The organism is Ornithinimicrobium carbonis, from assembly GCF_977012275.1.
The window spans coordinates 2,376,685-2,403,353 of sequence record NZ_OZ348993.1 but is presented as its reverse complement, the minus strand read 5'-3'; the positions used below and the strand labels follow the sequence as shown (position 1 = coordinate 2,403,353).

Sequence of the window (26,669 nt, the reverse complement as noted above, 5' to 3'; positions counted from 1 at the left end):
GGACAGGTCGAGGTTCCGGCCGTCCTACCCAGGAGCGACACATGAGCACCGCACCCCCGCCTCCCCCCATTCCCGGCGACCGTCCGTCCGAGCCCCAGCAGCGGCAGGACCTGTCCGGCGGCGAGCAGCCCCACGTGCCCGGCCCCGAGCAGGGGCAGGGCACCGACCCCTGGCGCTCCGGCGGCGCCCCCGACTCCCGGGGCGGGTGGTCCGGTCAGGGCGTCGGCCCGTCCGGTCAGGGGCGGACCCCCGTCGAGGGCGAGGAGCGCACGATGATGCTCCTGGCCCACCTGTCGGCCCCGATCTCCTTCCTGCTCAGCGGTGCCTGGCTGCCGTTCCTCGGCCCGCTGCTGGTGTGGGTCTTCTACAAGGACCGCAGCCAGGCGGTCCGGGTGGCCTCCGCGGGAGCCTTCAACTTCAACGTCTCGATGACCATCGCGACCGTGGCGCTGTGGCTCAGCGTGATCCTCACCCTGGGGATCGGTTTCCTCTGGGCGATCCCGCTGTGGATCATCCTCTTCGTCGTGCAGATCTGGGCCCACGTCAAGGGCGCCATGATGGCCTCGCGCGGGGAGGTCTTCGAGTACCCCTTCCAGATCCGCATCCTCAACTGAGCGGTCCCGACCGCCGACCGGACGGTCCTCCTCGGACGCGGTCGGACCCCGACCCCAATCTGCCCGCCGCGGTGTGTCAACACGACACGCCGCGGCGGGTAGACTTTTTCGGGCCGACCTCTTGTCACGGGGACCGTTCGGGAGTAGACAGGTTCTACGCCCTTTCCGCAAGGCGGGGCGGGTCGCAAGACAGTCGAGGATTCGATCGGCGGACCGCGTGCCCCCGGGCACACCGTCGCCACCTCCGGTGACGCGGAGGTCGAGCCTCCGGACCCCTTGCGCACCGGTCGGGACGTCACGTCCGGCCGTGGCCCGCTTCGCGACCTCATACGTCGCGAAGCGGGCCACCATCGTCCGCGGCCAGTCCCTGCCGGCTCATACCCGGCAGGGGCTGTTGCCGTGTCCGTCTGTTTCCGTTCAGCGCGTCCGTCCCGTTCTACCGGCGTTGGCGCCGACAGGACGCAGCGCGCACCGGCGTGTCGCGGAAGGGGACCCGGGTCGGGTCAGCCCGGCAGCAGCCGGTGGACCACGGTGTCGGCGAGGAGCCTACCGCGCAGGGTCGGCACGACCCGTCCCCGCAGGGCCTCACGGCCGTCCACGAGACCGTCGGCGACCAGGCCGGCGACCGCCGTCCTCGCCGGCGCCGCCAGCAGCTCGGTCGGCAGGCCCTCGACCAGGCGCGAGCGCAGCAGGACCGTCTCGTCGTGCCGCTGTTCCGGCCCGAGCACCTCACGGGCGTGGGCGGGGCTGAGCCCTGCGGCCAGCCGGTCGGCGTAGGCACGCGGGTGCTTGACGTTCCACCAGCGCACGCCGGCCACGTGGCTGTGCGCGCCCGGACCGATCCCCCACCAGTCCCCACCGCGCCAGTAGGCGAGGTTGTGCCGGCAGCGGTGCTCCGGCCCGCGCGCCCAGTTGGAGATCTCGTACCAGTGGTAACCGCCCCGCCCCAGCACCCGGTCGGCCAGCTCGTACTTGTCCGCCTCGTCGTCGTCCTGGGGGGCCGGCACCTCGCCCCTGCGCACCTGGGCGGCCAGCCTGGTCCCCTCCTCGACCACCAGGGCGTAGGCCGACACGTGGTCGGGGTCCAGCGACACCGCCGTCTCCAGGCTGGTGCGCCAGTCCTCCAGGGACTCCCCCGGCGTGCCGTAGATCAGGTCCAGGCTGACCTGCAGCCCGGCCGCCCGGGCGGCGGCGACCGCCCGCTCCACGTTGGCGGGGTCGTGGGTACGGTCGAGGGTGCGCAGGACGTCCGGGACGGCCGACTGCATCCCGATGCTGACCCGCGTGAACCCCTCGGCCGCCAGCTGCTCGGCGACCCGTGGGGTCACCGTGTCGGGGTTGGCCTCGGTGGTCACCTCCGCGTCGCGCGTGAGGCCGAGGACCTCGCGGACGCGACCCAGCAGGGCGCCCAGGGCAGCGGGCGCCAGCATGGTGGGCGTCCCGCCCCCGATGAAGACGGTGCTGACGGGCGGCGGGTCCCCCTGCGCGAGAACGCGTCCGGCCAGGTCGACCTCGGCGAGGGCAGCCCCCACGTAACGACCGGTGTCGGCGTCGGCGCCCAGCTCGGGCAGCGTGTAGGTGTTGAAGTCGCAGTAGCCGCACCGGACCCGGCAGAACGGGACGTGCAGGTACACCCCCAGGGTGCGTGCCGGCATACCCTCCAGCGCGCCGGCGGGCAGCGAGCCGTCCGCGGGCGCGGGGTCTCCGGGAGGAAAGGTCGAGGGCACGCCTCCCATTGTCCCCGACGGGCGGACCCGTCGGCGCCTCTCCTCCTCGCCCCCGCCGCCCGGGGACCGCGCCGGGCGATAGGGTCGGAGGCGTGCAGCAACGTCTCCGGGAGTACATCGACCGGCTCCGCGACGAGGGGTACACCGTCCGGGACGACCAGGGGTCGGACCCGGACCTCATCACGCCGGACGGCAGCGCGGTCGACACCTGGCGCGAGGACTACCCCTACGCCGAGCGGATGACCCGGGACTACTACGAGGTCGAGAAGTGGCTGCTGCAGGTGGAGCTGCTGAAGTTCCAGTACTGGGCCAAGGACAACGGCAGCCGCCACGTCCTGGTCTTCGAGGGACGCGACGCGGCCGGCAAGGGCGGGTCGATCAAGCGGTTCATGGAGCACCTCAACCCGCGCGGGGCCACCGTCGTGGCCCTCAACAAGCCGACCGAGGTCGAGGCCGGGCAGTGGTACTTCCAGCGCTACATCGAGCACCTGCCCACGAGCGGGGACATGGTGCTCTTCGACCGGTCCTGGTACAACCGCGCCGGGGTCGAGCGGGTGATGGGGTTCTGCTCCGACGCCGAGTACGAGCTGTTCATGGAGCAGGCGCCGCAGTTCGAGAAGATGCTCGTCGACGCGGGGGTCTCGATCACCAAGTTCTGGTTCTCGGTGACCCAGACCGAGCAGCGCACGCGGTTCGCGATCCGTCAGCTGGACCCGGTGCGGCAGTGGAAGCTCTCCCCCATGGACCTGGAGTCGCTGGACCGGTGGGACGCCTACACCGCGGCCAAGGAGGAGATGTTCCGGCGCACGGACACCGACTGGGCGCCGTGGATGACGCTGAAGTCCAACGACAAGAAGCGGGCCCGGATCAACGCCATGCGCCACTTCCTGTCCCAGTTCGACTACGAGGGAAAGGACCACGACGTGGTCCTGCGGCCCGACCCGCGGCTCGTCAGGCGCGCCCGGGACACCGTGGGGGACTGAGGAGTTCTCGAACCGCACCGGAGGGTGGACCGGTCAGTGGTGCCGGCCCTGCGTCGGGGGCGGACCGGTCAGTGGTACCGGCCCGGTGGACCGGGGCGCGGAACCGCTCAGTGGTCCCGGCCCGAGAAGTGGCGCAGCCACTCGTGCCGCGGCGGGCCGACGGTCATGCCCCGTGCCGACAGGATGCGACGCAGCCGTTCGACCGTGCGCGCGGGCGTGACGAAGACGTCCCTGCTCACCAGGGTGACGATGCGCCAGTCCTGGTCCTCGAACTCCTCCCGACGGCCGATGTCGTCCTCCCACTGCTCCTCGCGCCGGACGTGGTGCCGTCCGTCGTACTCGACACCGGTCCTCGTCCGCCGGTCACCGGCGTCCAGCCGTCTGGTCAGGGTACCGCGGTCGTCGTGGAAGCGGAGGTCCGTCTCGAGCTCGGGCAGACCCGCGAGGACGCGCAGAAGCCGGCAGCGGGTCTCCATCGGCGAGTCGACGCCCGGACGCACGAGGGTCGCCGCCCTCCGCGCCAGGGCGACACCACGACCCGACGCGGTGCCGGCCGCCTGGACGAGCTTCTTCGGCGTCGTCCTGCATCGACGGACGAGACTGTCGCCCAGGACCACCAGGTCGACGAGACCGAGCGACCTGGCCAGGTCCAGGAAGGTGTCGTCGGCGCTGGTGGTGCGCAGGCCCCGGAACACGGTGGGGTTGCGGGACGACGCGTGCACGACCACGTCGTCGCGAGCGGCGCGGCGCACGCCGCGCGGCACGCTCAGGTGCAGCTTGTCGGTGTGCGGAACGACCCCTCCCCACAGGGCGGCGGCGGTGTGGTGCGACACGAAGGCCTCGTCCCGGGCCGAGAGCAGGGCGGCCCGAGCCCACGTGGAGCCGTCGAGGGTCACCGAGGCGTCGACATACACCCCTCGTGCCAGGCGGCTGAACTGCGGCGAGGCCAGCCGGTGCCGGGCGATCCCCGCCTGCCGGGCGGCCCGGTGGGTGAACGGCTTCGTCGTGTCCAGGGGCATGGGTCGAGCCTGCAGGAGACCGTGGGCGGACCGTCTCGGTCGTCCACAGGCCGGGCGGCGGGACCGGCCGGGCGGCGGGACCGGGGAACGACTGCACGCACCGTTCGGCCCGATCGAGGGGATCAGCCGAACAGGCCGTGCACTCGTTCGTGCAGACGGACGGCGCTGTGCCGGAGGATGCGCGAGTCGTCCGCGCGGCGAAGGAGGATGCAGGAGTCGTCCGCGCGGTGCCGGAGGATGCCTGAGTCGTCACGCGGACCCGGGCGATGTCACGTCGCCCGGGCGGACAGGACCTGACCGCGGAGGGGCGCCGGTCAGTCGAGCCGCACGTAGGCCAGGTCGGTGATCCGCCGCCCGGCCTCGGTGCCGCGGCGCTCGAACCGGGTGACCGGCCGAAGGGGGAACCGGGCGGTCGACTCCAGCCGGAGCCGCGGCTCGGCCCCGACGACATCCCGCATCACCTTGGCGTAGTCGTCCCAGTCGGTGGCCAGGCGCCACCGGCCGCCCGGGCGCAGCAGGTCTGCCACCGCGTCGGAGAAGTCGGGGTCGACCAGCCGGCGCTTGTGGTGGCGGGCCTTGGGCCAGGGGTCGGGGAAGAAGGTCCACACCTCCTCGACGGTGCCGGGCTCCAGCATGGTCCGCAGCGCCAGCGCCGCGTCCGCCTCGACGACGCGGACGTTGGGCAGGGCCTGCCCGTCGTTGACGGCGGCCATCTTGGCGAGCGCGTGACCGGTGCCCGGACGCCATACCTCCAGCGCGAGGAAGTTGTGGTCGGGACGGGCGGCGGCCCCCGCCACCAGGGCGTCCCCTGCCCCCGAGCCGACCTCGACCACGAGCGGGGCGCGACGGCCGAAGACCTGCTCCGGGTCGAGGCGGTAGCCCGGGTCCACGACCGTGGAGGTGTCACCCGCTGCCAGGGGGACCTGCAGGACGACCTGGTCCGCGAGCCGGTCCCAGGCGCGCTGGTGGGTGTGCGGCATCCGCCCGCCCCGACGGGTGAAGGATCGGGTCCGTGCCAGGGGACGGGGACCGATCACCGGGTGGCCCAGCGCGTAGTGGCCCCGCAGGGAGATCGCGCCCTCCTCCCCGGTCACTTCTTGGCCTTCTCGACCGCCCCGCCGTCCTGGGAGAGCGCGGCGATGAAGGCCTCCTGGGGCACCTCGACGGACCCCACCATCTTCATCCGCTTCTTGCCCTCCTTCTGCTTCTCCAGCAGCTTGCGCTTGCGGCTGATGTCACCGCCGTAGCACTTGGCCAGGACGTCCTTGCGGATGGCTCGGATGGTCTCCCGCGCGATGACCCGGGCACCGATCGCCGCCTGGATCGGCACCTCGAACTGCTGGCGCGGGATGAGCTCCTTGAGCTTGGTCGACATCTGCACGCCGTAGGCGTAGGCCTTGTCCCGGTGCACGATCGCGCTGAAGGCGTCGACCGTGTCGCCCTGCAGGAGGATGTCCACCTTGACCAGGTCAGCCTCCTGAGAGCCGTCGGGCTCGTAGTCGAAGGAGGCGTAACCCCTGGTGCGTGACTTCAGCGCGTCGAAGAAGTCGAAGACGATCTCGGCCAGCGGGAGGGTGTAGCGCATCTCCACCCGCTCCGGGGAGAGGTAGTCCATGCCCCGCAGGGTGCCCCGTCGGGTCTGGCAGAGCTCCATGATCGCGCCGATGAACTCGCTCGGCGCCAGGATGGTGGAGCGCACGATCGGCTCGGTGATGGAGGCGACCCGCCCGGAGGGGAACTCGCTGGGGTTGGTGACCTCCACGACGGTGCCGTCGTCGAGGCGCACCTCGTACTCCACGTTGGGCAGGGTCGAGATCAGGTCCAGGCCGGACTCGCGCTCCAGCCGCTCCCGCACGATCTCCAGGTGCAGCATCCCCAGGAAGCCGACCCGGAAGCCGAAACCCAGTGCGGCGGAGGTCTCCGGCTCGTAGACGAGCGCGGCGTCGTTGAGCTTGAGCTTGTCCAGCGCGTCCCGCAGCAGCGGGTAGTCCGACCCGTCGATCGGGTAGAGCCCGGAGAAGACCATCGGGCGCGGGTCGTGGTAGCCACCGAGCGCCGTCGCCGCCATCCGTCCGGCACCGGTGACGGTGTCCCCGACCTTGGACTGCCGCACGTCCTTGACCCCGGTGATGAGGTAGCCGACCTCCCCCACACCCAGTCCCTGGGAGGGCACCGGCTCGGGGCTGATGACGCCGATCTCGAGCAGCTCGTGGGTCGCCTTGGTCGACATCATCGCGATCTTCTCGCGCGGGGTGAGCCCGCCGTCGATCACCCGCACGTAGGTGACCACGCCCCGGTAGGTGTCGTAGACCGAGTCGAAGATCATGGCGCGTGCGGGGGCGTCGGCGTCACCGACCGGGTGCGGGACCAGCTCCACGATCCGGTCGAGCAGGTCCGCCACCCCCACCCCGGTCTTGCCCGAGACCTGCAGCACCTCGGCGGGGTCGCAGCCGATGAGCCCGGCGAGCTCCTCGGCGTACTTCTCCGGCTGCGCCGCCGGCAGGTCGATCTTGTTCAGCACCGGGATGACCGTCAGGTCGTTCTCCATGGCCAGGTAGAGGTTGGCCAAGGTCTGCGCCTCGATCCCCTGGGCCGCGTCGACGAGCAGCACCGCCCCCTCGCACGCCGCCAGGCTGCGGCTGACCTCGTAGGTGAAGTCCACGTGCCCGGGGGTGTCGATCATGTTGAGGATGTGGTTCCCGCCGTCGACCGACCACGGCATCCGGACCGCCTGCGACTTGATGGTGATGCCGCGCTCGCGCTCGATGTCCATCCGGTCCAGGTACTGCGCGCGCATCTGCCGCTGGTCCACGACTCCGGTCTCCTGGAGCATCCGGTCCGCGAGGGTCGACTTGCCGTGGTCGATGTGGGCGATGATGCAGAAGTTGCGGATGAGCTCCGGCGGGGTGGACGCCGGCTGCGGCACGGAGTCGGTCTTGCTGCGGGCGAGCGGGGACACGCTGGGTCTCAACCTCGGGTATGGAGTGGGGGCGGGCGGTCCGGCCAGTGTCCCACGGACCGGGGCCGGGGGCGGAACCGTCGGCCCGGCGTGCGGGTCCCGCCGGACGGGCCAGAGCCGTCAGATCGTCAGGCGATCTGGACGAAGGCCCTCAGGTGACCGTCCCCGTGCTCGCGGACCTCGACCCAGCCCAGGGACTCGTAGAAGGCCTTCTGGGCTGGGTCGTCGTCGGTGAGCAGGACCTTCTGGCGGCAGTGGGCGAAGGGCTCCATCGCCGCGTCCACGAGGGCCCTGCCGACCCCCTCCCGCTGGAGCTCGGGGCGCACCAGCACGTCCTGCAGGTAGGCGATCGTGGCCCCGTCGGAGACCACGCGGGCCAGCCCCAGCAGGTCCTCCCCGTAGCGGGCGACCACCACGCGGGTGGAGCCCCGCACGGCAGCCTCCAGCAGGTCGGGGTCCGAGGTGTACCGCGACCAGCCCACCGCGTCGTAGAGCGCGACCAGGTCCTCACGGCCCGGCAGCTCCTCGGTGGTGATGACGATCTCGTGCGAGCCCACGCCGTCACTGTAGGCGACCGCCGCAGCGTCGGCCCGGTGGGTCCGCACCGGGCCGGGTGACGCGGACCACATCCTGCCGGTGCTCGGGACGGTGGCCCGTGGAGGGTCGCGCCGCTAGACTGACGTTCCACACGACGGACGCTTCATTCCATGATGCGGAATACCAGGAGGAACCGGATGACCGACGCGACGACGCCCGTGCTGGACCTGCCCGAGGGTGTGGAGGTGACGGGCGCGCTGCGGCCCGGCTACGAGGAGATCTTGTCCCGGCCGGCCCTGGAGCTGGTCGCGACCCTGCACCGCGAGCTCGAGCCGCGCCGGCAGGAACGGCTGGCGGCCCGCCGCACGGTCGTGCAGGCGGTCGCCGACGGTCAGGACCTGGACTTCCTGCCCGAGACCCGGGACGTGCGCGAGGACGAGTCGTGGCGGGTGGCCGAGCACGCCCCGGGGCTGGTCGACCGCCGGGTCGAGATGACGGGTCCGACCGACCGCAAGATGACCATCAACGCGATGAACTCCGGCGCGCGGGTGTGGCTGGCCGACCAGGAGGACGCGAACACCCCCATGTGGGAGAACGTCGTCGAGGGCCCGCTCAACCTGCGCGACGCCGCCCTGGGCACGATCTCCTTCACCTCCCCCGAGGGCAAGGAGTACGCGCTGAGCACCACCGACCAGGAGCAGCTGCCGACGATCGTGGTGCGCCCCCGCGGCTGGCACCTGGACGAGAAGCACGTGCTGGTCGACGGACAGCGCGCCTCCGGCGGACTGGTGGACATGGCGCTCTACATGGCCGCCTGCGCGAAGCCGCAGCTGGACGCCGGCAAGGGCCCCTACTTCTACCTGCCGAAGATGGAGCACCACCTCGAGGCCCGGCTGTGGAACGACGCCTTCGTCATCGCCCAGGAGCACCTCGGCATCCCCCGCGGCACCGTGCGGGCCACCTGCCTCATCGAGACGCTGCCGGCGGCCTTCCAGATGGAGGAGATCCTCTACGAGCTGCGCGAGCACTCGGCCGGGCTCAACGCCGGCCGCTGGGACTACCTGTTCAGCGTCATCAAGACCTACCGCACCCGGGGCGAGGACTACGTCCTGCCCGACCGCAACGCGGTGACGATGACCGCCCCGATGATGCGCGCCTACACCGACCTGCTCGTGCGCACCTGCCACCGGCGCGGCGCGCACGCGATCGGCGGCATGGCCGCCTTCATCCCCTCCAAGGACGAGAAGGTCAACGCCGCCGCCTTCGAGAAGGTCCGCACCGACAAGCAGCGCGAGGCCGAGGACGGCTTCGACGGATCCTGGGTCGCCCACCCGGGCATGGTCGGCACCTGCATGGAGGTCTTCGACGCCGTCCTGGGCGACCGGCCCCACCAGGTCGACCGTACCCGTGAGGACGTGCAGGTCACCGCCGCCCAGCTGCTCGACGTCGCCAGCACCCCGGGTGAGGTGACCGAGGCCGGGCTGCGCGCCAACATCGACGTGGCCCTGCAGTACCTCGCGGTCTGGCTCACCGGGCGCGGCGCGGTCGGCATCCACAACCTCATGGAGGACGCGGCCACGGCCGAGATCTCCCGCAGCCAGATCTGGCAGTGGATCCACAACGACATCACCCTCGCCGATACCGGGGAGACGGTCACCCGCGAACTGGTCGAGCGGCTGGTGGCCGAGGTCGTGCCCACCCTGCCGGGCGCCACGGACGGCAGCGTGGACTACACCGAGGCGCAGGACCTCTTCCTGCAGGTCGCGGTGGCCGACGACTTCGCCGACTTCCTCACCGTGCCGGCCTACGAGACGATGCCCTGAGGGCGCGCCCCGGCCGGGACGATCCGGCCGCGGCGGCCTAGGGTGGGTTCCATCGACGACGAGGAGGTCGAGGTATGGCGCTCGAGCCCGAGGTGCGGGGACCAGCCGCCGAGGAGGACGTTCTCGCCCGGGCGGGCGCGGGCCCCCGGGGCGCCGCCACGGACCGGCCCGGCTCCGACCGGACGGGGACGGTGCGGGACGTGCTCGTCGAGCTGCGCGACGCCATACCCGCCCCCCTGCTGCTCACCGACCCCGCCGAGCTGGAGACCTACGCCTGCGACGGGCTGGCCGCCTACCGGGTGACGCCCGCGCTCGTCGTGCTGGCCGACACCGCCGAGCACGTGGCGGCCACGGTCCGGGCATGCGCGCGCCACCGGGTGCCGTTCGTGGCGCGAGGGTCGGGGACCGGACTGTCGGGAGGTGCGCTGCCCCACGTCGACGGCGTCCTGCTCGTCACCAGCCGGTTGCGGACCCTGCACGAGCTGCGGCCGCAGGACCAGCGGGCGGTCGTCGACCCCGGGGTGATCAACCTGCAGGTGAGCAAGGCGGCCAACCCGCTGGGCTACTACTTCGCACCCGACCCCAGCAGCCAGCAGATCTGTTCGATCGGCGGCAACGTGGCCGAGAACTCCGGCGGCGCGCACTGCCTCAAGTACGGCTTCACCGCCAACCACGTGCTGGCGCTCGACCTGGTCACCCCCTCCGGGGACGAGGTCCGGCTGGGCACCGACGCCCCCGACGCACCGGGGTACGACCTCGTGGGCGCCTTCGTCGGGTCCGAGGGCACCCTCGGGGTGGCCACCCGGGCCGTCGTGCGCCTGACCCGGTTGCCGGAGGAGGTCCGCACCGTGCTCGCCGGGTTCGCGACCATCGACCAGGCGGGGGCCGCCACGAGCGCGATCATCGCCGCCGGCATCGTGCCCGCCGCGATCGAGATCATGGACGCCCTGGCGATCGAGGCCGCCGAGAAGGCCGTCTCCTGCGGATACCCGGCCGGGGCCGGTGCGGTGCTCGTGGTCGAGCTGGACGGCGCCGCCGAGGAGGTCGAGCACGAGTTCGACCACGTGGAGCGGATCTGCGCCGATCAGGGCTGCTTCGAGTTCCGCACGGCCACCGACGCGTTCGAGCGCGCCGAGATCTGGAAGGGCCGCAAGTCGGCCTTCGCCGCGGTGGGCCGCATCTCCCCCGACTACATCGTCCAGGACGGGGTGGTCCCGCGGACCGCCCTGCCGGAGGTGCTGCGGGAGATGTCGCGGATCAGCGCCGAGCGCGGGGTGCGCGTGGCCAACGTCTTCCACGCCGGCGACGGCAACCTGCACCCGCTCGTCCTCTTCGACGCTGCCGAGGAGGGGGCCACCGAACGCGCGGAGGAGGTCTCGGGGATGATCCTGGACCTGTGCATCCAGCACGGGGGATCGATCACCGGCGAGCACGGCGTGGGGGCCGACAAGGCACGCTACATGCCACGCATGTTCACCGAGGAGGACCTGGACACCATGCAGCTGGTCCGCTGCGCCTTCGACCCCGACGGCATCGCCAACCCCGGCAAGATCTACCCCACGCCCCGGTTGTGCGGTGAGCGTCCCCGGGTGGTCCAGGGTGCGCACGCCCTCGCCGGGGACGGCGTGGAGATCTTCTGATGGACCTGTCCGAGATGCTCGCCGGAACCTGCCCGCTCCGCGAGGCCGGGCCGCAGGACCACGTGGACGGGTCGCCCGCCCGGGTCGTGGCCACCCCGGGGTCGACGCAGGAGACCTCGGCCCTGCTGCGGGCCTGCCACGCCGGCGGGCTGGCGGTGGTCGTGCGCGGGCACGGGACCAAGCTGTCCTGGGGACGCCCGCCCGAACGGCTCGACGTCCTCCTGGAGACGACGGCGATGGACGGCCTGGTCGAGCACTCGCGCGGTGACCTCATCGCCACGGCGGGGGCCGGCATGCCCCTCGACCGCCTGGGACGGTGGCTCGCCCAGGGCGGGCACCAGCTGGTCCTGGACGACCTCGTCGGCACCGCGGCCGCCCGGACCGCGGACGCCCCGGACGCCGATGGCGGGCGTACCGGGTCCACGCTGGGCGGGGCGGTCGCGACCAACCTGTGCGGCCCGCGCCGGATGTGGACCGGGTCGGTGCGCGACCTGGTCATCGGCGTGCGGTTCGTGCGTGCGGACGGCACGGTCGCCAAGGCCGGTGGCAAGGTGGTCAAGAACGTCGCCGGCTACGACCTGTCCAAGCTCCTCACCGGGTCGTTCGGCACCCTGGCCGTCGTCACCGAGGTGACCGTACGGCTTCACCCGCTTCCCGAGGCCCAGCGCTGGGTCCAGATGGTGGTTCCCCCGGAGGCCCTGGCCAGCGTGCTGGGCGCCGCCGTGCACTCCCAGACCGTGCCCCAGGCGCTCGAGGTGCGCGCCGTCCCGGGCCAGGCCCCCGAGGTCGCGGTCCTGCTGGGCGGTACGACGGGTGGGGTCCAGGCCCGGGCCTCCCGGCTCGTGGAGACGCTGGCCCCCCTCCTGCCGCAGCACCGTGCCGCCGTCCGGGCCACCGAGCAGGCTCCCGGCTGGTGGGCGCACCCCGTGGACCCGGAGGAGGGTCGGCCGGTCCTGGTCCGCACCACGTCCCGCATCTCGGGGGTGGGCGAGCTGGTGTCCTCCGCCCTCGACCAGGGGATGACCGTGACCGGGTCGGCCGGGGTCGGTGTGCTCCACGCGCTCCTGCCCGGGGACCGCGCGCCCGAGGAGGCGCGGACGTCGGTGGACGCCCTGCGGGCCACCAGCGGACGGCTCGGCGGGTCCACGGTCGTCCTCGATGCGCCACCCGCCGTGAAGGCGGACGTGGACAGCTGGGGGCCCGTGCCCGGTCTGGACCTGATGCGCCGCGTCAAGAACGAGTTCGATCCCACCCGGGTGCTCGCACCCGGACGCTTCGTCGGAGGACTGTGATGGACCGCCCACGCCCTCGCCCCACCATGTCCCCGGCCCTCACGAGCCTGCCGACCACGACCCAGCCCGCCCGGGTGCCCTCCGCCCAGGACGTCACCCGCCTGGGGATGCCGACGGTGCGCGGCGACGCCTCGCGGGTCGTGGCGGACCCGGCCTTCGACGACCACCGCACCCCCAGCATCGAGCTGCTCGACGACTGCGTGCACTGCGGCTTCTGCCTGACGACCTGCCCGACGTACCAGCTCTGGGGCGAGGAGATGGACAGCCCCCGGGGCCGCATCGACCTGGTGCGGTCTGCCCGGGAGGGCGCCCCGCTGACCGGTTCGACCGTGGCCCACCTCGACGCCTGCCTGGGGTGCATGGCGTGCGTGACCGCCTGCCCCTCGGGCGTGCGCTACGACCGCATCCTGGAGACGACCCGGGCGCAGATCGAGCGCCGCGTCGAGCGCCCCGCCCGGGACCGTGCCCTGCGTTCCCTCATCTTCGGGCTGTTCCCGCACCCACGACGCCTGCGGGTGCTGCGCGGTCCTCTGCGGCTGGCCCAGCGGACCGGTGCCCTGCGCCTGGTCGGCCGGACGGGCCTCGTGGGCCGGGTCAGCCCCGAGCTGGAGGTCATGCAGTCGCTGGCGCCACCCCTGGGTCCGCGGGTGGAGGTGCCTGAGCGCACCCCCGCCGTGGGGCCGCGACGCGCCGTCGTGGGCATGCTCACCGGCTGCGTCCAGCGCGAGTTCTTCGGCGACGTCAACACCGCCACCGCGCGGGTGCTGGCGGCCGAGGGGTGCGACGTCGTCGCCCCCCGCCGTCAGGGGTGCTGCGGCGCGCTGTCGGTGCACACCGGCCGCGAGGAGGAGGGCGCCGCGTTCGCCCGGCGCCTCATCGACACCTTCGAGGAGGCCGGGGTCGACAGCGTCGTCGTCAACTCCGCCGGCTGCGGCTCGACGATGAAGGAATACGTCCACCTGCTCTCCGACGACCCCGACTACGCCGAACGGGCCCGCGTGTTCAGCCAGAAGGTGCGCGACCTCTCCGAGATCCTTGCCGAGCTGGGACCCGTCGCCCCGCGGCACCCGGTGGGACCGGCCGGCGGCCCGGAGGACGCGGACGCTGGCGAGGACGCAGACGCCGGCGAGACCCGCGAGGTCGTCATCGCCTACCACGACGCCTGCCACCTGCGGCACGCCCAGCAGGTCGTCCGTCAGCCGCGGGACCTCCTGCGCGGCATCCCGGGCGTACGTCTGGTCGAGATCCCCGACGCGGAGATCTGCTGCGGCTCGGCCGGTGTCTACAACATCCTCAACCCCGAGCCCGCGGCCGAGCTCGGGGACCGCAAGGCCGCCAACATCCTGTCCACGGGCGCCGACCTGCTGGTGACCGCCAACCCTGGCTGTCTGATGCAGATCAGCCAGGCGCTGGAGCGGGCCGGGCGCCCCGTGCCCTTCGTGCACACCGCGGTGGTGCTGGACGCCTCGATCCGGGGCGAGCCGCTGCTCTGACCCGCGACGCGGCGAGGGACGACAGCCCGAGCACCGGAGAACGCCGGCGCCCGAGCAAGGACGCCACCCCGAGCGCCGAAGGCGCGATGCGCTGCCGCCGGGGGACGACGCCCCCGCCGTCGCACGTCCCCCCTCCGGGAGCGGGACGCCGCCCCGCCCGGTCTGTGCGGGCGGGGCGGCGTCGTCCAGGGGCCGCGGGAGCGACGTCAGCGCGGCGTCTGCACCTGCGGGATCTTCTTGTCGCGGTTCAGCATCCACACCACGAGCCCGGCGAGCAGGGCCACCAGCAGGATCAGCTGGACCAGCCCGGGGTTGAAGCCGATGCCGTAGATCCACAGGAAGCTGACCGCACCACCGACCAGGCAGTAGTACGCCGTGATGATCACGGTCTTGCGGATCAGGTCGCCCTCACGACCCAGCAGGCCGACCGTCGCCGACGCCGCGACGATGTTGTGGATGGCGATCGGGTTGCCGGCGGCCCCGCCGACGGCCTGGGCCGCCACGACGCTCTCAGGAGCCACACCGATCTCGTTGCCGGTCGCGAACTGGAAGAGCGCGAAGGTCAGGTTGCTGACCGTGTTGGACCCGGCGACGAAGGCTCCCAGGGCACCGATCCACGGGGCGACCAGCGGCCAGTTCGCGCCAGCCACGGCCGCAGCGCCCTCGGCGAGGGTCACCGGCATCGAGGCCAGGTCGGAGTTGGTGAAGTCGGGGCCGGAGCGGATGAGCAGCCGCACCAGCGGGACCGCGAAGCCCAGCGCGACCGCGGTGCCCAGCAGCTGCTTGGCCGCGACCGACCACGTCGCCCCGATCTGGCGCCCGTTCATCTTGTGCAGGCCGTAGGTGATCAGGCAGGTGACGATGAACACGGTGCCCGGGCTGTAGAGCCACTGCCACGTGGTGCTGATCTCGGTGCCCAGGATGTTGTTGAACGGGATGGTGACCCACGGCGCCTCGGCGCGCAGCGCGTCGGTCAGCGGCGGGATGAGGCGGGTCGCCAGGAGCAGGACGGCGATGATGACGTAGGGCATCCAGGCGGTGACGACGCCCATCCGCTTGTGGGTGTCCAGCTCCTCGCCGAGGTGGTCGGTGTCCAGGGACCCCATCCACCGCTCCTCCCAGGACGCGCGGGGACCGAAGTCCCAGGTGTCCTTGGGCATCAGGAAGCCGCGGCTGGAGGTGAACATCACCAGCGAGAGACCGATGAGACCACCGATGAGCGAGGGGAACTCGGGGCCGATGAACCGGGCCACGAGCACATAGGGGACGGTCATCGCCAGGGAGGCGTAGAGCGCGAACGGCCAGATCCGCAGGCCCTCGGCGAAGCTGCGTCGCTCGCCGAAGAAGCCGGTGAGGAAGACCACGATGAGCAGCGGGATGAGCAGACCGGCGATGGCGTGGATGGCCGCGGTCTGGAAGGCGATCTCGGCGACCAGGCCGTCGTAGCCCAGACCCAGCTCGGTGGCCCGCTCGTTGACGCCGGCGCCGTCGCGCAGGCCGTTGCCGACCCCGACGATCATCGGGGTCCCGACCGCACCGAACGACACCGGCGTGGACTGGATGATGAGACCGACCATGACCGCCGCCATGGCCGGGAAGCCGAGGGCCAGCAACAGCGGTGCGACGACCGCCGCAGGGGTGCCGAACCCGGAGGCGCCCTCGATGAAGGACCCGAACAGCCAGCCGATGATGATCGCCTGGACGCGGCGGTCCGGGGAGATCGAGGTGAACCCCGCCCGGATGGTGCTCATCGCCCCGCTCGAGATCACCGTGGCGAGCAGCAGGAGCGCGCCGAAGACGATGTAGAGGAGGGTGACCGCGATGATCACGCCCTCGATGGTGGCGGCGGCCACGGCCGAGGGCCGCATCTGCCAGACGGTCATCGCGATGATGACCGTGATGACGTAGCCGACGGGCATGGCGTACTTGGCGGGCCAGCGGAAGCCGGCGAGCAGCACGCCGACGACCGCGATGGGGGCGATCGCCAGGAGGCTGAGGACTGCGAGGTTGTCCACGTCGACACCTTTCGGGACGGTGACGTCCGACCACCCCGCGCGAGGGGGACCGGGTCTGGAGCCGCACCGCCGCACAGAATGGACTGACCATTTCCGGAACGCACTATGCCGCTCCCCCGCCCGTGCGTCAAGGCTCCCGCCCGGGTGTCGCCGCTAGGGTGGCTCCATGACGCTGGAGGAGGTCGGACGCGGCCGCGGCGTGCAGTCGGTGGACCGCACCCTGGCCATCCTCGAGACCATGGCCGCCCACCCCGGCACGCTCGGCGTCACCGAGGTCGCCAGGGCCACGGACCTGCCGGCCGGCACCGCCCACCGGCTCCTCACCGCACTGGCCCGCCGCGGGTGGGTGCGCCAGGACCCGGACCGGCGCTACGGCCTGGGACCCAGCGCCCTCCTCCTCGGGGACGCGGCCTCCCGCGAGCTCTCCACGCTGGCCGCCCCGGCCCTGCGCGCAGCGGTCGAGGCGACCGGGGAGACGGCCAACCTCGCGGCCTTCGACGGCGAGCGGATGGTCTACCTGGCCCAGTCCCCCTCCCCCCACACGCTGCGCATCTTCGCCGAGGTCGGCCGGCGCGTGCCGGTCCACTCCACGGCCGTCGGCAAGGTGGTCCTCGCGGCGCTGGCGCCCGAGGAGGCGGACCGCGTCCTGGCGACGGCGACCCTGGAGGCGCGCACGCCCCATACCCTCACCTCGATGGAGGCTCTGCGGCGGGAGGTCGGACGCGTGCGGGTGCAGGGGTATGCCGTGGACGACGAGGAGCAGGAGCTCGGGGTGCGCTGCGTGGCGGTGCCCGTGGACCTGCACGGGGGGCGGATGGCCCTGTCCGTCAGCGGGCCCACCGAGCGGATGACCCCCGAGGTCGCGCGCGCGGTGGTCACCGACCTGGCCCGGGTCGCCCGGGACCTGGCCGCCCGGGCCCGCGGGACGTGACGGGTCGCGGCGCCGGGTCCCCCGAGCCGGCCGCCGGTCCCCAGGACGGTACCGGCGCTCCCCCGGACGACGCCGACGGTCCCCCGCTCGACGCCGACGGGCCCCGGATCGGGTGGGCCCCGGTCGAGGACGACCGGGCCGACCCCGGCGAGGTCGTCTGGGCGTGGGTACCCTTCGAGGAGGACGCGCAGCGGGGCAAGGACCGACCGGTGCTCGTCCTGGGGCGGGACGGTGACGCGCTGCTCGCACTGCAGCTGACCAGCCGTGACCACGACCTGGACGAAGAGCAGGAGGCGGCCGAGGGGCGGCTGTGGACCGACATCGGCACCGGCGCCTGGGACCGCTACCGGCGCCCCAGCGAGGTGCGCGTCAACCGGCTGCTGCGCCTGCCCTCGACGGCGGTGCGGCGCACCGGGGCGTCGGTCGACCGCGACGTCTTCGCCCGGGTCCTGGACGAGGCCGCCCGGCACCTTCCCGGCCTCGGGGTCAGCGGGCCGACCGCCGGGCCTCCGCCCGGGCCACCCAGTGACGGACCCACCCCGAGCCCGCCACCACCGCCACGCCCGTGATCACGCAGGCCGTGGCGAGGGGGACCACGCTGGCCAGGACGGCGACCACGAGCGGTCCTCCCGCGCTGCCGAGGTCGCCGGCCAGACGCCACCCGCCGAGGAACTGCGAGCGTCCTGCGGAGGGCGCGGAGTCGGCACCGAGGGTCATGACGATGCCCGACCCCATCCCGTTGCCGAGCGCCATGAGGACGGCCAGGCCCACGAAGACCGGGAGCCCTGCAGCCAGCGGCAGCAGCGCGACCCCCAGGCCGATGGTGGCCACCACCGGCACCGCCACGAGGGTGCGGCCACGGCGGTCCATCAGCCAGCCGGCGGGGTAGAACAGGGCGATCTCGACCAGGGCCGCGACCCCGAAGACCAGCGAGGTGGCCTCGGCGGAGATCCCGACGTGGTCGGCCCACAGCGGCAGGACGGTGGCCCGCAGGGACCGGGCGGCCCCGATGACGACGACCGCGCTGCCCAGTGTCAGCAACACGTGCCGGTGGGCGGTCAGGACGGCGAGGACGCGGGGGCGGGCAGCGGCGCGACCGGTCCCGTCCCCCTGCGGCGCGTCCGCCCGGGTCGCAAGGCCGCCGCTGCCCGGACGGGCACCCGACCGGGCCTGCAGGTCGGGCACGAGGAGCACCACCAGCCCGGAGAGCAGGGCCAGGACGGCGGCCAGCCAGAAGACCGAGCGCAGCGACCCGGTGGAGGCCAGCAGCGCCGCCCCGGCGACCGGCCCCAGGAAGGCCCCCACGCGGTGGCTGCCCCCCAGCGTCGACATGGCCCGGGCCAGCAGGTGCGCGGGGGAGACCGCGATGAGGAAGCCCTGCCGGGCCAGGAGGAAGACCGACCAGCTGGCCCCGCTGAGCACCACGGCCGCCATGAGCACGGGTACGGACGTCGCCCCGGCCGCGAGCGCCATGGCCGCCGCGTCCACCACCCCGGCCCCGACCAGCGCCCGCCGCTCCCCGACCCGGGCCACGAGGGCGCCGGCCGGCAGCGAGGCGACCAGGCTTCCCACCCCCAGCAGGGCCACGACGAGGGCCGCCTGACCCACGTCGGCCCCCAGGTCGCGGGCGAACAGCGCCAGCACCGGCAGCAGGGCCGCGTGACCGGTGCCGCTGACGATGGTCGGCAAGAAGGCGGCCAGCGCGACGTCGCGCAGGCGGAAGGGCTCACCCCCGGGCGTGCGGCCCACGCGTCCTCCCCTTCCGACCGGTCCGTCGTCGGCCGGCGCCGCGACGGGAGAAGGCCGCCTCCCTGGTGGGAGACGGCCTTCTTCTCGACGGTGGAGCTGAGGGGATTCGAACCCCTGACCCCCTCCATGCCATGGAGGTGCGCTACCAACTGCGCCACAGCCCCGAAGGGCCCCGTTGAGGACTGGAACACAATACCCAGGCGCGTGAGCATTTCCCAAATCGCTGGTCGGGCCCGCCCCTGCCCTGCCGAGGGGGGTGGAGGGTGGGGGGTGCGACCGTCACTCCCTCGCTGATGCGTCGGGAACGTGCCCGGTCGCGTGCCGCTGCTCCTCGCCGCGCGCCTGCGGCACTAGCGGTCGGAGACCGAAGCCGCTCCCGGTCCTGCGACCCCCACGTTCCAGGCCTCCAGCCGCCAGCCGGTCCGGTGCTCGACGAGCTCGGCCCAGTGGCAGTTGTGCAGACCGACGAGGGAGAGCCAGGCCTGGCGTGCCGACAGCCCCACCACGTCGGCGACCAGGGCCCGGCTGGCCATCCCGTGCGTGGCCAGGACCGCGGTCTCCCCCGGCCCCAGCCGGGGCAGCAGCTCGTCGAAGACGGCCCGCACCCGCACCTGCACGTCGACCACCCGCTCACCGGTCTCTCCCCGCACCGGGTCCTCCCCCCGGTCGAGCGCTGCCAGGACCTGGGGGAAGCGGTCGACCACCTCGGTGTGCGCCAGCCCCTGCCAGCGACCCACGTGGATCTCGCGCAGACGCTCGTCGTGCTCGACGGTCAGCCCTGTGAGGGCGGCGAGCTCGTCGGCGGTGTCCGCCGCGCGGACCAGGTCGCTGGCGATCAGCCGGGCGACCGGACGCTCGGCCAGGCGCGCGGCCGCGGCGGCGGCCTGCCGACGACCGCGTTCGGACAGGTGGCTGTCGAGCTGGCCCTGGTAGATGCCGCTCGCGTTGTGGTCGGTCTCCCCGTGGCGCCAGACCAGCACGCGTCGGGAGCTGCGGGCGCTCACGCCTCCGCGGCCGGGGCGGGCGGCAGGACCACGGCCGGGCAGTCCTTCCACAGCCGCTCGAGGTCGTAGAACTCCCGGTCCTCGCTGTGCATGACGTGCACGACGATGTCGCCGAAGTCCAGGAGCACCCACCGGCCCTCCCTCTGCCCCTCCCGGCGCAGCGGCTTGGCGCCCAGCTCCTGCAGGCGCTCCTCGACGGCGTCGACCACCGCCCCGACCTGCCGCTCGCTGGGGGCGGAGGCGATGACGAAGACGTCCGTCAGCGCGAGCTGGCCGGAGACGTCCAGGCCGACGACGTCGCGGGCGAGCTTGTCCTGGGCCGCGGCGGCCGCGGCCTGGGCCAGCTCGACCGCCCGGGGGGTGGCACTGGGGGTGGCGCTCACGTGGTCTCCTCCTGGTACAGGCCGTACTTGTGGATGTACTGCACGATGCCGTCGGGCACGAGGTACCAGACGGGGTCCCCGGCCGCGGTGCGCTCCCGGCAGTCGGTCGAGGAGATGGCCATGGCCGGGACCTCCAGCAGGGTCACCTTGTCCTGAGGCAGCCCGCTGTCGCTGAGGTCGTGGCCGGGTCGGGTGACCCCCACGAAGTGGGCCAGCTCCCACAGCTCCTCGACGCCCTTCCAGGACAGGATCTGTCCCAGCGCGTCCGCGCCGGTGATGAAGAAGAGCTCGTCGTCGGGGCGCAGCCGGCGCAGGTCGCGCAGCGTGTCCCGGGTGTAGGTGGGACCGGGACGCTCGACGTCGACCCGGCTGACCGTGAACCGGGGGTTGGAGGCGGTGGCGACGACCGTCATGAGGTAGCGGTGCTCCGGGGCGCTGACCTCCGCCGCCTCCTTGCGGTAGGGCTGTCCCGTCGGGACGAAGACCACCTCGTCCAGGTCGAGCAGGTGCGCCGCCTCGCTGGCGGCGACCAGGTGCCCGTGGTGGATGGGGTCGAACGTCCCACCCATCACCCCCAGGCGCATCAGTGCGCGCTGGAGCCGCGCGCGCTGTCCGGGTCGTGGCCCTCGGCGACGTTGTGCGGGTCGAGCGCGAGGGTGTTGCGGAAGGACCACAGCAGGCCCAGCAGCGCCAGGAACGCCACGAGGGCGATGACCCCGAACCAGATGGGCTCGAAGAGCAGCTCGTTGACCACGTGGTGGCCACCCTCCTCCGCGGAGGCGGCCAGCAGCTGGGAAGGCGCAGACGTCATGGGGGCCACTGTACCTGCAGGCCACCTACAGTGGAGCCATGTCCGTACCGCCGAGTCCGCGTCGTCCGGGAGCGACCCCGGGGGCGGCTGCGCCCGCCACCGACGCCCGGGACGTCACCCCCACGCTGTCCGTCGTCGTGCCGATGTTCAACGAGGCCGAGGTGCTGCCGCTGTTCGTCGAGCGGGTGCGGGAGGTGCTGGACGGACTGGGCGAGCACTACGAGGTCGTGGCCGTGGACGACGGGAGCCGGGACGCCACGCCCGTGCTGCTGCAGGCCGCGCGGCGCACCTGGCCCCAGCTGCGGGTGCTGCGCCTGCGGGCCAACGCGGGGCACCAGGCGGCCCTGTCCGCCGGGCTGGTCGCCGCGCGGGGCGCGTGGGTGGTCACCCTGGACGCGGACCTGCAGGACCCTCCGGAGTTGGTCGTCGACATGCTGGGGGCCGCCCGTTCCCAGGACGTGGACGTGGTCTACGGGGTTCGCAGCGACCGCTCCTCGGACTCGGTCTTCAAGCGCTCCACGGCCCGCGGCTTCTACGCGCTCATGCGCACGCTCGGCGCCGTGGACGCCCCCGACGACGCCGGTGACTACCGGTTGATGTCGCGGGCCACCGTCGACGCGGTGAACGCGCTGCCCGAGGACCACCGCGTGCTGCGCCTGGTCGTGCCCGCCCTGGGCTTCCCCTCCACGACGGTCGGCTACGTCCGTGCGGAGCGGGCGGCCGGGACGAGCAAGTACCCGCTCGCGCGGATGCTGCGGCTCACCGTCGACTCGGTCACCGGCTTCTCCGCCGCCCCGCTGCGGCTGGCCACCTGGTTCGGGCTGGTCGGGTTCCTCGTGGCCCTCGGGCTCCTCGGCTACGCCCTGGTCGCCAAGCTGGGCGGCCACACCGTGGCCGGGTGGACCTCCACCGTCGTCATCGTCGCCGGCTTCAGCGCGCTGCAGCTGCTGAGCCTGGGGGTCATGGGCGAGTACGTGGGCCGCATCTACGCCACGCTGCAGCGCCGGCCCACGTACTACGTGGCCCACGACTCCCTGACCGACACCTCGGACGAGGCGCCGCGCTCCTCCTCTCAGCGCACCTGACCGTCGCCCTCGACGACCCACTTGGTCGTCGTCAGCTCGGGCAGGGCCATCGGGCCCCGGGCGTGCAGCTTCTGGGTGGAGATGCCGATCTCGGCGCCGAAGCCGAACTCGCCACCGTCGGTGAAGCGGGTCGAGGCGTTGACGAGCACCGCGGCGGCGTCGACCTCGGCGGTGAAGCGTCGGGCGGAGGCCCGGTCGGCGGTGACGATCGCCTCGGTGTGCCCGCTGGTGTGGTCCTGCACGTGGGTGATCGCCGCGTCGAGGTCGTCCACCACCCGGGCGGAGATGTCCAGCGACAGGAACTCGGTGTCGTCGTCCTCGGGGGTGACAGGGGTCCAGGTCGCCCCGGCGGCCTCGGCGTAGGGCCTCATCTCCTCGTCCCCGTGGACGGTCACCCCGGCGGCGGCGAGCCCGGCCATGACCGCGGGCAGCACCCGGTCGGCGGCGGCCCGGTGGACCAGCAGCGCCTCGGCCGCGTTGCAGACCGAGGTCCGGTGGGTCTTGGAGTTGGTGACGATGCGCACGGCCATGTCGGTGTCCGCGGAGGCGTCGACGTAGACGTGGCAGTTGCCCACCCCCGTCTCGATGACGGGGACCGTGGACTCGGTCACCACCGTCCGGATGAGGCTCGCCCCGCCGCGCGGGATCACCAGGTCGACGAGCCCGCGCGCGGTCATCAGGGCCCGGGCGGCGTCGTGCCCACCTTCGGACAGCAGGTTGACCGCGTCCGGGTCCAGCCCCTGGTCCGCCAGCGCGGCCCGGAGGACGTCCACGAGCGCGGCGTTCGTGGAGGCCGCTGCGGACCCTCCGCGCAGGATCACCGCGTTGCCGCTCTTGAGGGCCAGTCCGGCGGCGTCGACGGTCACGTTGGGACGGGCCTCGTAGATCATCCCGATGACGCCCATCGGGACCCGGACCTGCCGGATCTGCAGCCCGTTCGCCAGGGTGGAGCCCCGGACCACCTCCCCGACCGGGTCGGGCAGAGAGGCGATCTGCCGCAGCGCGTCGGCCACGGACCGGACCCGCCCGGCGTCCATGGTGAGACGGTCCAGGAGGTTCTCCGGCAGACCCTTGTCGCGACCCCGGTCGAGGTCCTCGACGTTGGCGGCGACCACCTGCTCGGCGGCCCCGTCCACGGCGTCGGCCAGGGCGAGCAGCGCCGCGTCCTTCTGCGCCCGGGTCAGCTGGGCGAGCCGACGGGCGGCGAGGCGTGCCCGACGGGCCACCTCGTGGACCTGGTCGACGACCTCGGGGGCGATGGGGGTGCTCATGCGCGTTGCTCCTGTGTGTCGGTGCTCGGTGGTCGGTGTTCGGGTCTTGGCCTGACGACGTGCTGCGGGTATGCCGTGCGCGGCCCGGTGGGCCGCGGCGCCTCGTGCTCGTGGATGTGGTGCCCCCGGCTCAGAGGACGACGAGGTCGTCCCGGCGGACGACCGGACGGGGTGCCGGGGCGCCGTTGCGCAGCCGCGGCCCGCGCGGCAGCCGCTGCCCGACCAGCGGCCCCAGCTCCTCGGCGTCGTAACCGACCAGCCCGCGGGCCACGACCTGACCGCGTGGGTCGCACAGGTCGACGGTGTCGCCGGCGCTGAAGCGGCCCTCGACCCGGGTGATCCCCACGGGCAGGAGCGAGGTGCGGTGGGACACGACCGCGTCGACGGCACCGTCGTCCAGGACCAGCCGCCCGGTCGCGCTGCTGGCGTGCGCCAGCCACCGTCGACGGGCCGGGCTCTTGCTCCCCGTGGGGGTGAACAGGGTGCCGACCTCGTCACCGGCCAGGGCCGCCGTGACCTTGTCGGCGCTGGTGAGCAGCACGTTGATGCCCTCCTCCGTCGCCATCCGGGCGGCCGCGACCTTGGTGGCCATGCCACCGGTCCCCACGGCGGACCCTGCTCCGGAGATGTCGACGGCGGCGATCTGGTCCGCGGAGACGACGGTCCTGATCGGGCTCGAGCCCGGGTGCGAGGGGTTCGCGTCGTAGAGGGCGTCGACGTCGGAGAGGAGCAGCAGGGCGTCGGCGTCGACGAGGTGGGCCACGAGCGCCGCGAGCCGGTCGTTGTCGCCGAACCGGATCTCGTCGGTGGCCACGGTGTCGTTCTCGTTGATGATCGGCACCACCTCCAGCTCCAGAAGCCGCTCCAGGGTGCGGGATGCGTTGACGTAGTGGCTGCGTCGGTGCATGTCGTCGGCGGTCAGCAGGACCTGCCCGACGCGGACCCCGTGGAGGGTGAAGGCGTTGGTGTAGGCGGCCATCAGCTGTCCCTGGCCGGCGCTGGCCGCCGCCTGCTGGGTGGCCAGGTCCTTGGGGCGTCGGACCAGCCCCAGCGGTTCCATGCCCGCCGCGATGGCTCCCGAGGACACGAGCACGACCTGGACCCCCGAGAGGGCCTGGCGGGCCAGCGCGGTGGAGAGCGCCTGGAGCCGGAACCCGTCCAGCCCGCCCGCGGGTCCGGTGAGCGAGGACGAGCCGATCTTGACCACGAGCCGGCGGGCGTCGCGGATGACGCTGCGGTCGACCGACGGAGTCATGTCAGAATACTAATCCACTCAGACGCATAGTCATGCATCGCGGGAGAGGGCCGGACCGCCGGACGGTGGCCGGTCGGATGGTACCCGTCGGGTCGCCCGGCCGGTGCGCTCACGTCGGCGGCTGGTCGTCCCCGGTCCACTTCCCCGCCCGGCGCTCCGCGGCCAGCTGCTCGCGGGCGGCAGCCGCGGCGTCCATCTTCTCGTGGAAGGCACCCCGCTTCTGCGAACGGGTGGGACGGGCGCGGTCCTCGAGACGCAGGTCGCTGCCGCGCGACCCGAGCAGCTCGGCCCCCGCGCTGACGGTGGGCTCCCAGTCGAAGACCACCGCGTCCTCCTCGGGTCCGACGAGCACGGTCGAGCCCGCGACGGCACCGGCCTTGAGCAGCTCGTCCTCGACACCGAGCCGGTTGAGCCGGTCGGCGAGGTAGCCGACGGCCTCGTCGTTGGTGAAGTCGGTCTGGCGCACCCACCGGGTCGGCCGGTCGCCGAGCACCCGGAAGACCTCGCCGTCGGCGGTGTTCTCCCGCCGCACCGTGAAGCCGGAGTCGTCCACGGCCCGGGGCCGCACCACGACCCGGGCGGGCTGCTCGACGAGCTGCTCGGCCCGCGCCGAGCGCACGTGGCCCGCCAGGGAGAAGGTCAGCTCCTTCAGGCCGGTGTGCGCCACAGCCGAGACCACGTGCACCTCGTACCCCTGGGCCTCCAGGTCGGGCCGCACCATCTCGGCGAGCTCGCGAGCCTCGGGTACGTCGGCCTTGTTCAGCACCACGACCCGGACGCGCTCGGCGAGCGGGATCCCGCCCAGCTGCCCGTGGGGGACGTAGGCGGCCAGCTCCTGCTCGATGACCTCCAGGTCCGTCATCGGGTCACGACCCGGCTCCAGGGTGGCGCAGTCGATCACGTGGACCAGCACGTGGCATCGCTCGACGTGGCGCAGGAACTGCAGGCCCAGGCCCTTGCCCTCGCTGGCGCCCGGGATCAGACCGGGGACGTCGGCGACGGTGAACCGCTCCCCGCCGGCGGTGACCACCCCCAGGTTGGGCACGAGCGTGGTGAAGGGGTAGTCGGCGATCTTGGGCCTGGCCGCCGAGAGCACGCTGACCAGGGAGGACTTGCCGGCCGAGGGAAAGCCGATGAGCGCGACGTCGGCGAGGGTCTTCAGCTCCAGGACGACCTCGACCTCCTCGCCCGGCTCGCCGAGCAGGGCGAACCCAGGAGCCTTGCGGCGGGCGGACGCCAGGGCCTTGTTCCCCAGCCCGCCACGGCCCCCACGGGCGGCCACGTGCTCGGCCCCGTCGCCGACCAGGTCCGCCAGCACCTCGCCGGAGCGCGTGGTGACCACGGTTCCGCTGGGGACGGCGAGCACGAGGTCCTCGCCCTGGGCGCCGTTGCGCTCGTCCCCCTCGCCGGGGCGCCCGTTGGGCGCGCTGCGGTGCGGTCCGTGGTGGTAGTCGATGAGCGTGGTCACGGAGGGGTCGACGCGCAGGACGATGTCCCCGCCCCGGCCGCCGTTGCCCCCGTCCGGACCGCCGAGCGGCTTGAACTTCTCCCGGTGGACGGAGGCGACGCCGTGCCCGCCGCTCCCCGCCCGCAGGTGGAGCACGACTCGGTCGACGAAGTTGGCCATGGGGCCGATCCTCTCAGCAGGGGGACGTTTGGGGTGGACGAACGGGCGGGACGCCCGCCCGTGGGGGGCAGGGCGTCGTGGCGACCGGACCAGGGCGACCGGGTCGGGAATGCCGAACGACGCCGGCGGGGCGCAGGGCCCCACCGGCGTCGTGTCGTCAGGTGTCGCGACGCGCGCGATCAGACGTCGGCGGTCTCCCGCGCGACGATGTTGACGGTCTTGCGGCCCCGCTTGGAGCCGAACTCGACGACGCCGGGGACCAGCGCGAACAGGGTGTCGTCGCTACCGCGCCCGACGCCCTCGCCGGGGTGGAAGTGGGTGCCGCGCTGGCGGACGATGATCTCACCCGTGCCGACGACCTGGCCGCCGAAACGCTTCACGCCGAGACGCTGCGCGTTCGAGTCCCGACCGTTGCGGGACGAGGACGCGCCCTTCTTGTGTGCCATCTGAA

24 protein-coding genes and 1 tRNA gene are annotated in these 26,669 nt (G+C 73.1%); 9 read left to right on the top strand and 16 right to left on the bottom strand.

Features of this window, described 5'->3' with window-relative positions:
- The first annotated feature begins 41 nt into the window (after positions 1–41).
- On the top strand, positions 42–614 hold the full coding sequence (locus ACWHYA_RS10990) for a DUF4870 domain-containing protein (protein WP_425941110.1): 573 nt from the start codon (positions 42–44) through the stop codon (positions 612–614).
- A 503-nt stretch (positions 615–1,117) separates the two neighbouring features.
- Here the strand turns inward: ACWHYA_RS10990 and hemW are convergent.
- A complete protein-coding gene (gene hemW / locus ACWHYA_RS10985; RefSeq protein WP_425941111.1) occupies positions 1,118–2,341 on the bottom strand; it encodes a radical SAM family heme chaperone HemW in 1,224 nt (407 codons plus the stop codon).
- A gap of 92 nt (positions 2,342–2,433) precedes the next feature.
- Between hemW and ppk2 the strand changes: the two genes are divergently transcribed.
- The gene (gene ppk2 / locus ACWHYA_RS10980) at positions 2,434–3,324 is read left to right on the top strand and encodes a polyphosphate kinase 2 (protein WP_425941113.1); all 891 of its coding nucleotides are present in this window, start codon (positions 2,434–2,436) and stop codon (positions 3,322–3,324) included.
- A 107-nt stretch (positions 3,325–3,431) separates the two neighbouring features.
- Here the strand turns inward: ppk2 and ACWHYA_RS10975 are convergent, their stop codons facing one another.
- The 4 genes from ACWHYA_RS10975 to ACWHYA_RS10960 form a co-directional block, all read right to left on the bottom strand.
- A complete protein-coding gene (locus ACWHYA_RS10975; RefSeq protein ID WP_425941115.1) occupies positions 3,432–4,343 on the bottom strand; it encodes a hypothetical protein in 912 nt (303 codons plus the stop codon).
- A gap of 314 nt (positions 4,344–4,657) precedes the next feature.
- Complete coding sequence (gene trmB, locus ACWHYA_RS10970; protein WP_425941117.1) at positions 4,658–5,437, bottom strand: tRNA (guanosine(46)-N7)-methyltransferase TrmB; 780 nt, start codon at positions 5,435–5,437, stop codon at positions 4,658–4,660.
- Positions 5,434–7,302, bottom strand: a complete 1,869-nt coding sequence (gene lepA, locus ACWHYA_RS10965; protein ID WP_425941118.1) for a translation elongation factor 4 — start codon at positions 7,300–7,302, stop codon at positions 5,434–5,436. Before lepA ends, trmB begins: the two co-directional genes overlap by 4 nt.
- Positions 7,303–7,430: 128 nt before the next feature.
- Positions 7,431–7,859 (bottom strand): GNAT family N-acetyltransferase, encoded by a 429-nt coding sequence (locus ACWHYA_RS10960; RefSeq protein WP_425941120.1) that lies wholly within the window; start codon positions 7,857–7,859, stop codon positions 7,431–7,433.
- Positions 7,860–8,036: 177 nt separating this feature from the next.
- Between ACWHYA_RS10960 and aceB the strand changes: the two genes are divergently transcribed.
- The 4 genes from aceB to ACWHYA_RS10940 all read left to right on the top strand — a co-directional run bounded on the left by aceB (position 8,037) and on the right by ACWHYA_RS10940 (position 14,087).
- A complete protein-coding gene (gene aceB / locus ACWHYA_RS10955) occupies positions 8,037–9,662 on the top strand; it encodes a malate synthase A (protein ID WP_425941121.1) in 1,626 nt (541 codons plus the stop codon).
- 74 nt (positions 9,663–9,736) lie between these two features.
- A complete protein-coding gene (locus tag ACWHYA_RS10950) occupies positions 9,737–11,302 on the top strand; it encodes an FAD-linked oxidase C-terminal domain-containing protein (protein ID WP_425941123.1) in 1,566 nt (521 codons plus the stop codon).
- Positions 11,302–12,594, top strand: coding sequence for an FAD-binding oxidoreductase (locus tag ACWHYA_RS10945; RefSeq protein WP_425941125.1), 1,293 nt, complete (start codon positions 11,302–11,304; stop codon positions 12,592–12,594). Before ACWHYA_RS10950 ends, ACWHYA_RS10945 begins: the two co-directional genes overlap by 1 nt.
- A 107-nt stretch (positions 12,595–12,701) precedes the next feature.
- On the top strand, positions 12,702–14,087 hold the full coding sequence (locus tag ACWHYA_RS10940; RefSeq protein ID WP_425941810.1) for a (Fe-S)-binding protein: 1,386 nt from the start codon (positions 12,702–12,704) through the stop codon (positions 14,085–14,087).
- Between the two features lie 206 nt (positions 14,088–14,293).
- Here the strand turns inward: ACWHYA_RS10940 and ACWHYA_RS10935 are convergent, their stop codons facing one another.
- A complete protein-coding gene (locus ACWHYA_RS10935; RefSeq protein WP_425941127.1) occupies positions 14,294–16,102 on the bottom strand; it encodes an L-lactate permease in 1,809 nt (602 codons plus the stop codon).
- 166 nt (positions 16,103–16,268) lie between these two features.
- Here ACWHYA_RS10935 and ACWHYA_RS10930 point away from each other — a divergent pair, with 166 nt between their 5' ends.
- A complete protein-coding gene (locus tag ACWHYA_RS10930; RefSeq protein WP_425941129.1) occupies positions 16,269–17,033 on the top strand; it encodes an IclR family transcriptional regulator in 765 nt (254 codons plus the stop codon).
- The gene (locus ACWHYA_RS10925) at positions 17,030–17,602 is read left to right on the top strand and encodes a type II toxin-antitoxin system PemK/MazF family toxin (RefSeq protein ID WP_425941131.1); all 573 of its coding nucleotides are present in this window, start codon (positions 17,030–17,032) and stop codon (positions 17,600–17,602) included. Before ACWHYA_RS10930 ends, ACWHYA_RS10925 begins: the two co-directional genes overlap by 4 nt.
- Here ACWHYA_RS10925 and ACWHYA_RS10920 read toward each other — a convergent pair.
- The 6 genes from ACWHYA_RS10920 to ACWHYA_RS10895 form a co-directional block, all read right to left on the bottom strand.
- Positions 17,520–18,782 carry an MFS transporter gene (locus ACWHYA_RS10920; RefSeq protein WP_425941133.1) on the bottom strand — a complete coding sequence of 421 codons (1,263 nt, stop codon included), beginning with the start codon at positions 18,780–18,782 and terminating at the stop codon, positions 17,520–17,522. The two genes, ACWHYA_RS10925 and ACWHYA_RS10920, sit on opposite strands and share 83 nt — an antisense overlap.
- A 91-nt stretch (positions 18,783–18,873) precedes the next feature.
- Positions 18,874–18,946: transfer RNA gene (locus ACWHYA_RS10915), tRNA-Ala, on the bottom strand.
- 186 nt (positions 18,947–19,132) lie between these two features.
- Positions 19,133–19,786 (bottom strand): histidine phosphatase family protein, encoded by a 654-nt coding sequence (locus tag ACWHYA_RS10910; protein WP_425941134.1) that lies wholly within the window; start codon positions 19,784–19,786, stop codon positions 19,133–19,135.
- Positions 19,783–20,169: a ribosome silencing factor gene (gene rsfS / locus ACWHYA_RS10905; RefSeq protein WP_425941136.1), complete on the bottom strand. Its 387-nt coding sequence runs from the start codon at positions 20,167–20,169 to the stop codon at positions 19,783–19,785. The genes ACWHYA_RS10910 and rsfS overlap by 4 nt, the downstream gene beginning before the upstream one ends.
- Positions 20,166–20,738 carry a nicotinate-nucleotide adenylyltransferase gene (nadD, locus tag ACWHYA_RS10900; RefSeq protein ID WP_425941812.1) on the bottom strand — a complete coding sequence of 191 codons (573 nt, stop codon included), beginning with the start codon at positions 20,736–20,738 and terminating at the stop codon, positions 20,166–20,168. The genes rsfS and nadD overlap by 4 nt, the downstream gene beginning before the upstream one ends.
- 14 nt (positions 20,739–20,752) lie before the next feature.
- On the bottom strand, positions 20,753–20,980 hold the full coding sequence (locus ACWHYA_RS10895; RefSeq protein WP_425941138.1) for a hypothetical protein: 228 nt from the start codon (positions 20,978–20,980) through the stop codon (positions 20,753–20,755).
- 38 nt (positions 20,981–21,018) lie between these two features.
- Between ACWHYA_RS10895 and ACWHYA_RS10890 the strand changes: the two genes are divergently transcribed.
- Positions 21,019–22,065 carry a glycosyltransferase family 2 protein gene (locus ACWHYA_RS10890; RefSeq protein WP_425941140.1) on the top strand — a complete coding sequence of 349 codons (1,047 nt, stop codon included), beginning with the start codon at positions 21,019–21,021 and terminating at the stop codon, positions 22,063–22,065.
- Here ACWHYA_RS10890 and ACWHYA_RS10885 read toward each other — a convergent pair.
- The 4 genes from ACWHYA_RS10885 to rpmA form a co-directional block, all read right to left on the bottom strand.
- Entirely contained in the window at positions 22,053–23,336 is a 1,284-nt protein-coding gene (locus ACWHYA_RS10885) for a glutamate-5-semialdehyde dehydrogenase (RefSeq protein WP_425941142.1), read from the bottom strand. The genes ACWHYA_RS10890 and ACWHYA_RS10885 overlap by 13 nt on opposite strands.
- Positions 23,337–23,466: 130 nt before the next feature.
- On the bottom strand, positions 23,467–24,591 hold the full coding sequence (proB, locus tag ACWHYA_RS10880) for a glutamate 5-kinase (protein WP_425941144.1): 1,125 nt from the start codon (positions 24,589–24,591) through the stop codon (positions 23,467–23,469).
- A 109-nt stretch (positions 24,592–24,700) separates the two neighbouring features.
- Positions 24,701–26,218, bottom strand: a complete 1,518-nt coding sequence (obgE, locus tag ACWHYA_RS10875; RefSeq protein WP_425941145.1) for a GTPase ObgE — start codon at positions 26,216–26,218, stop codon at positions 24,701–24,703.
- Positions 26,219–26,397: 179 nt separating this feature from the next.
- Positions 26,398–26,664 carry a 50S ribosomal protein L27 gene (gene rpmA, locus ACWHYA_RS10870; RefSeq protein ID WP_425941147.1) on the bottom strand — a complete coding sequence of 89 codons (267 nt, stop codon included), beginning with the start codon at positions 26,662–26,664 and terminating at the stop codon, positions 26,398–26,400.
- Between the last annotated feature and the right edge of the window lie 5 nt (positions 26,665–26,669).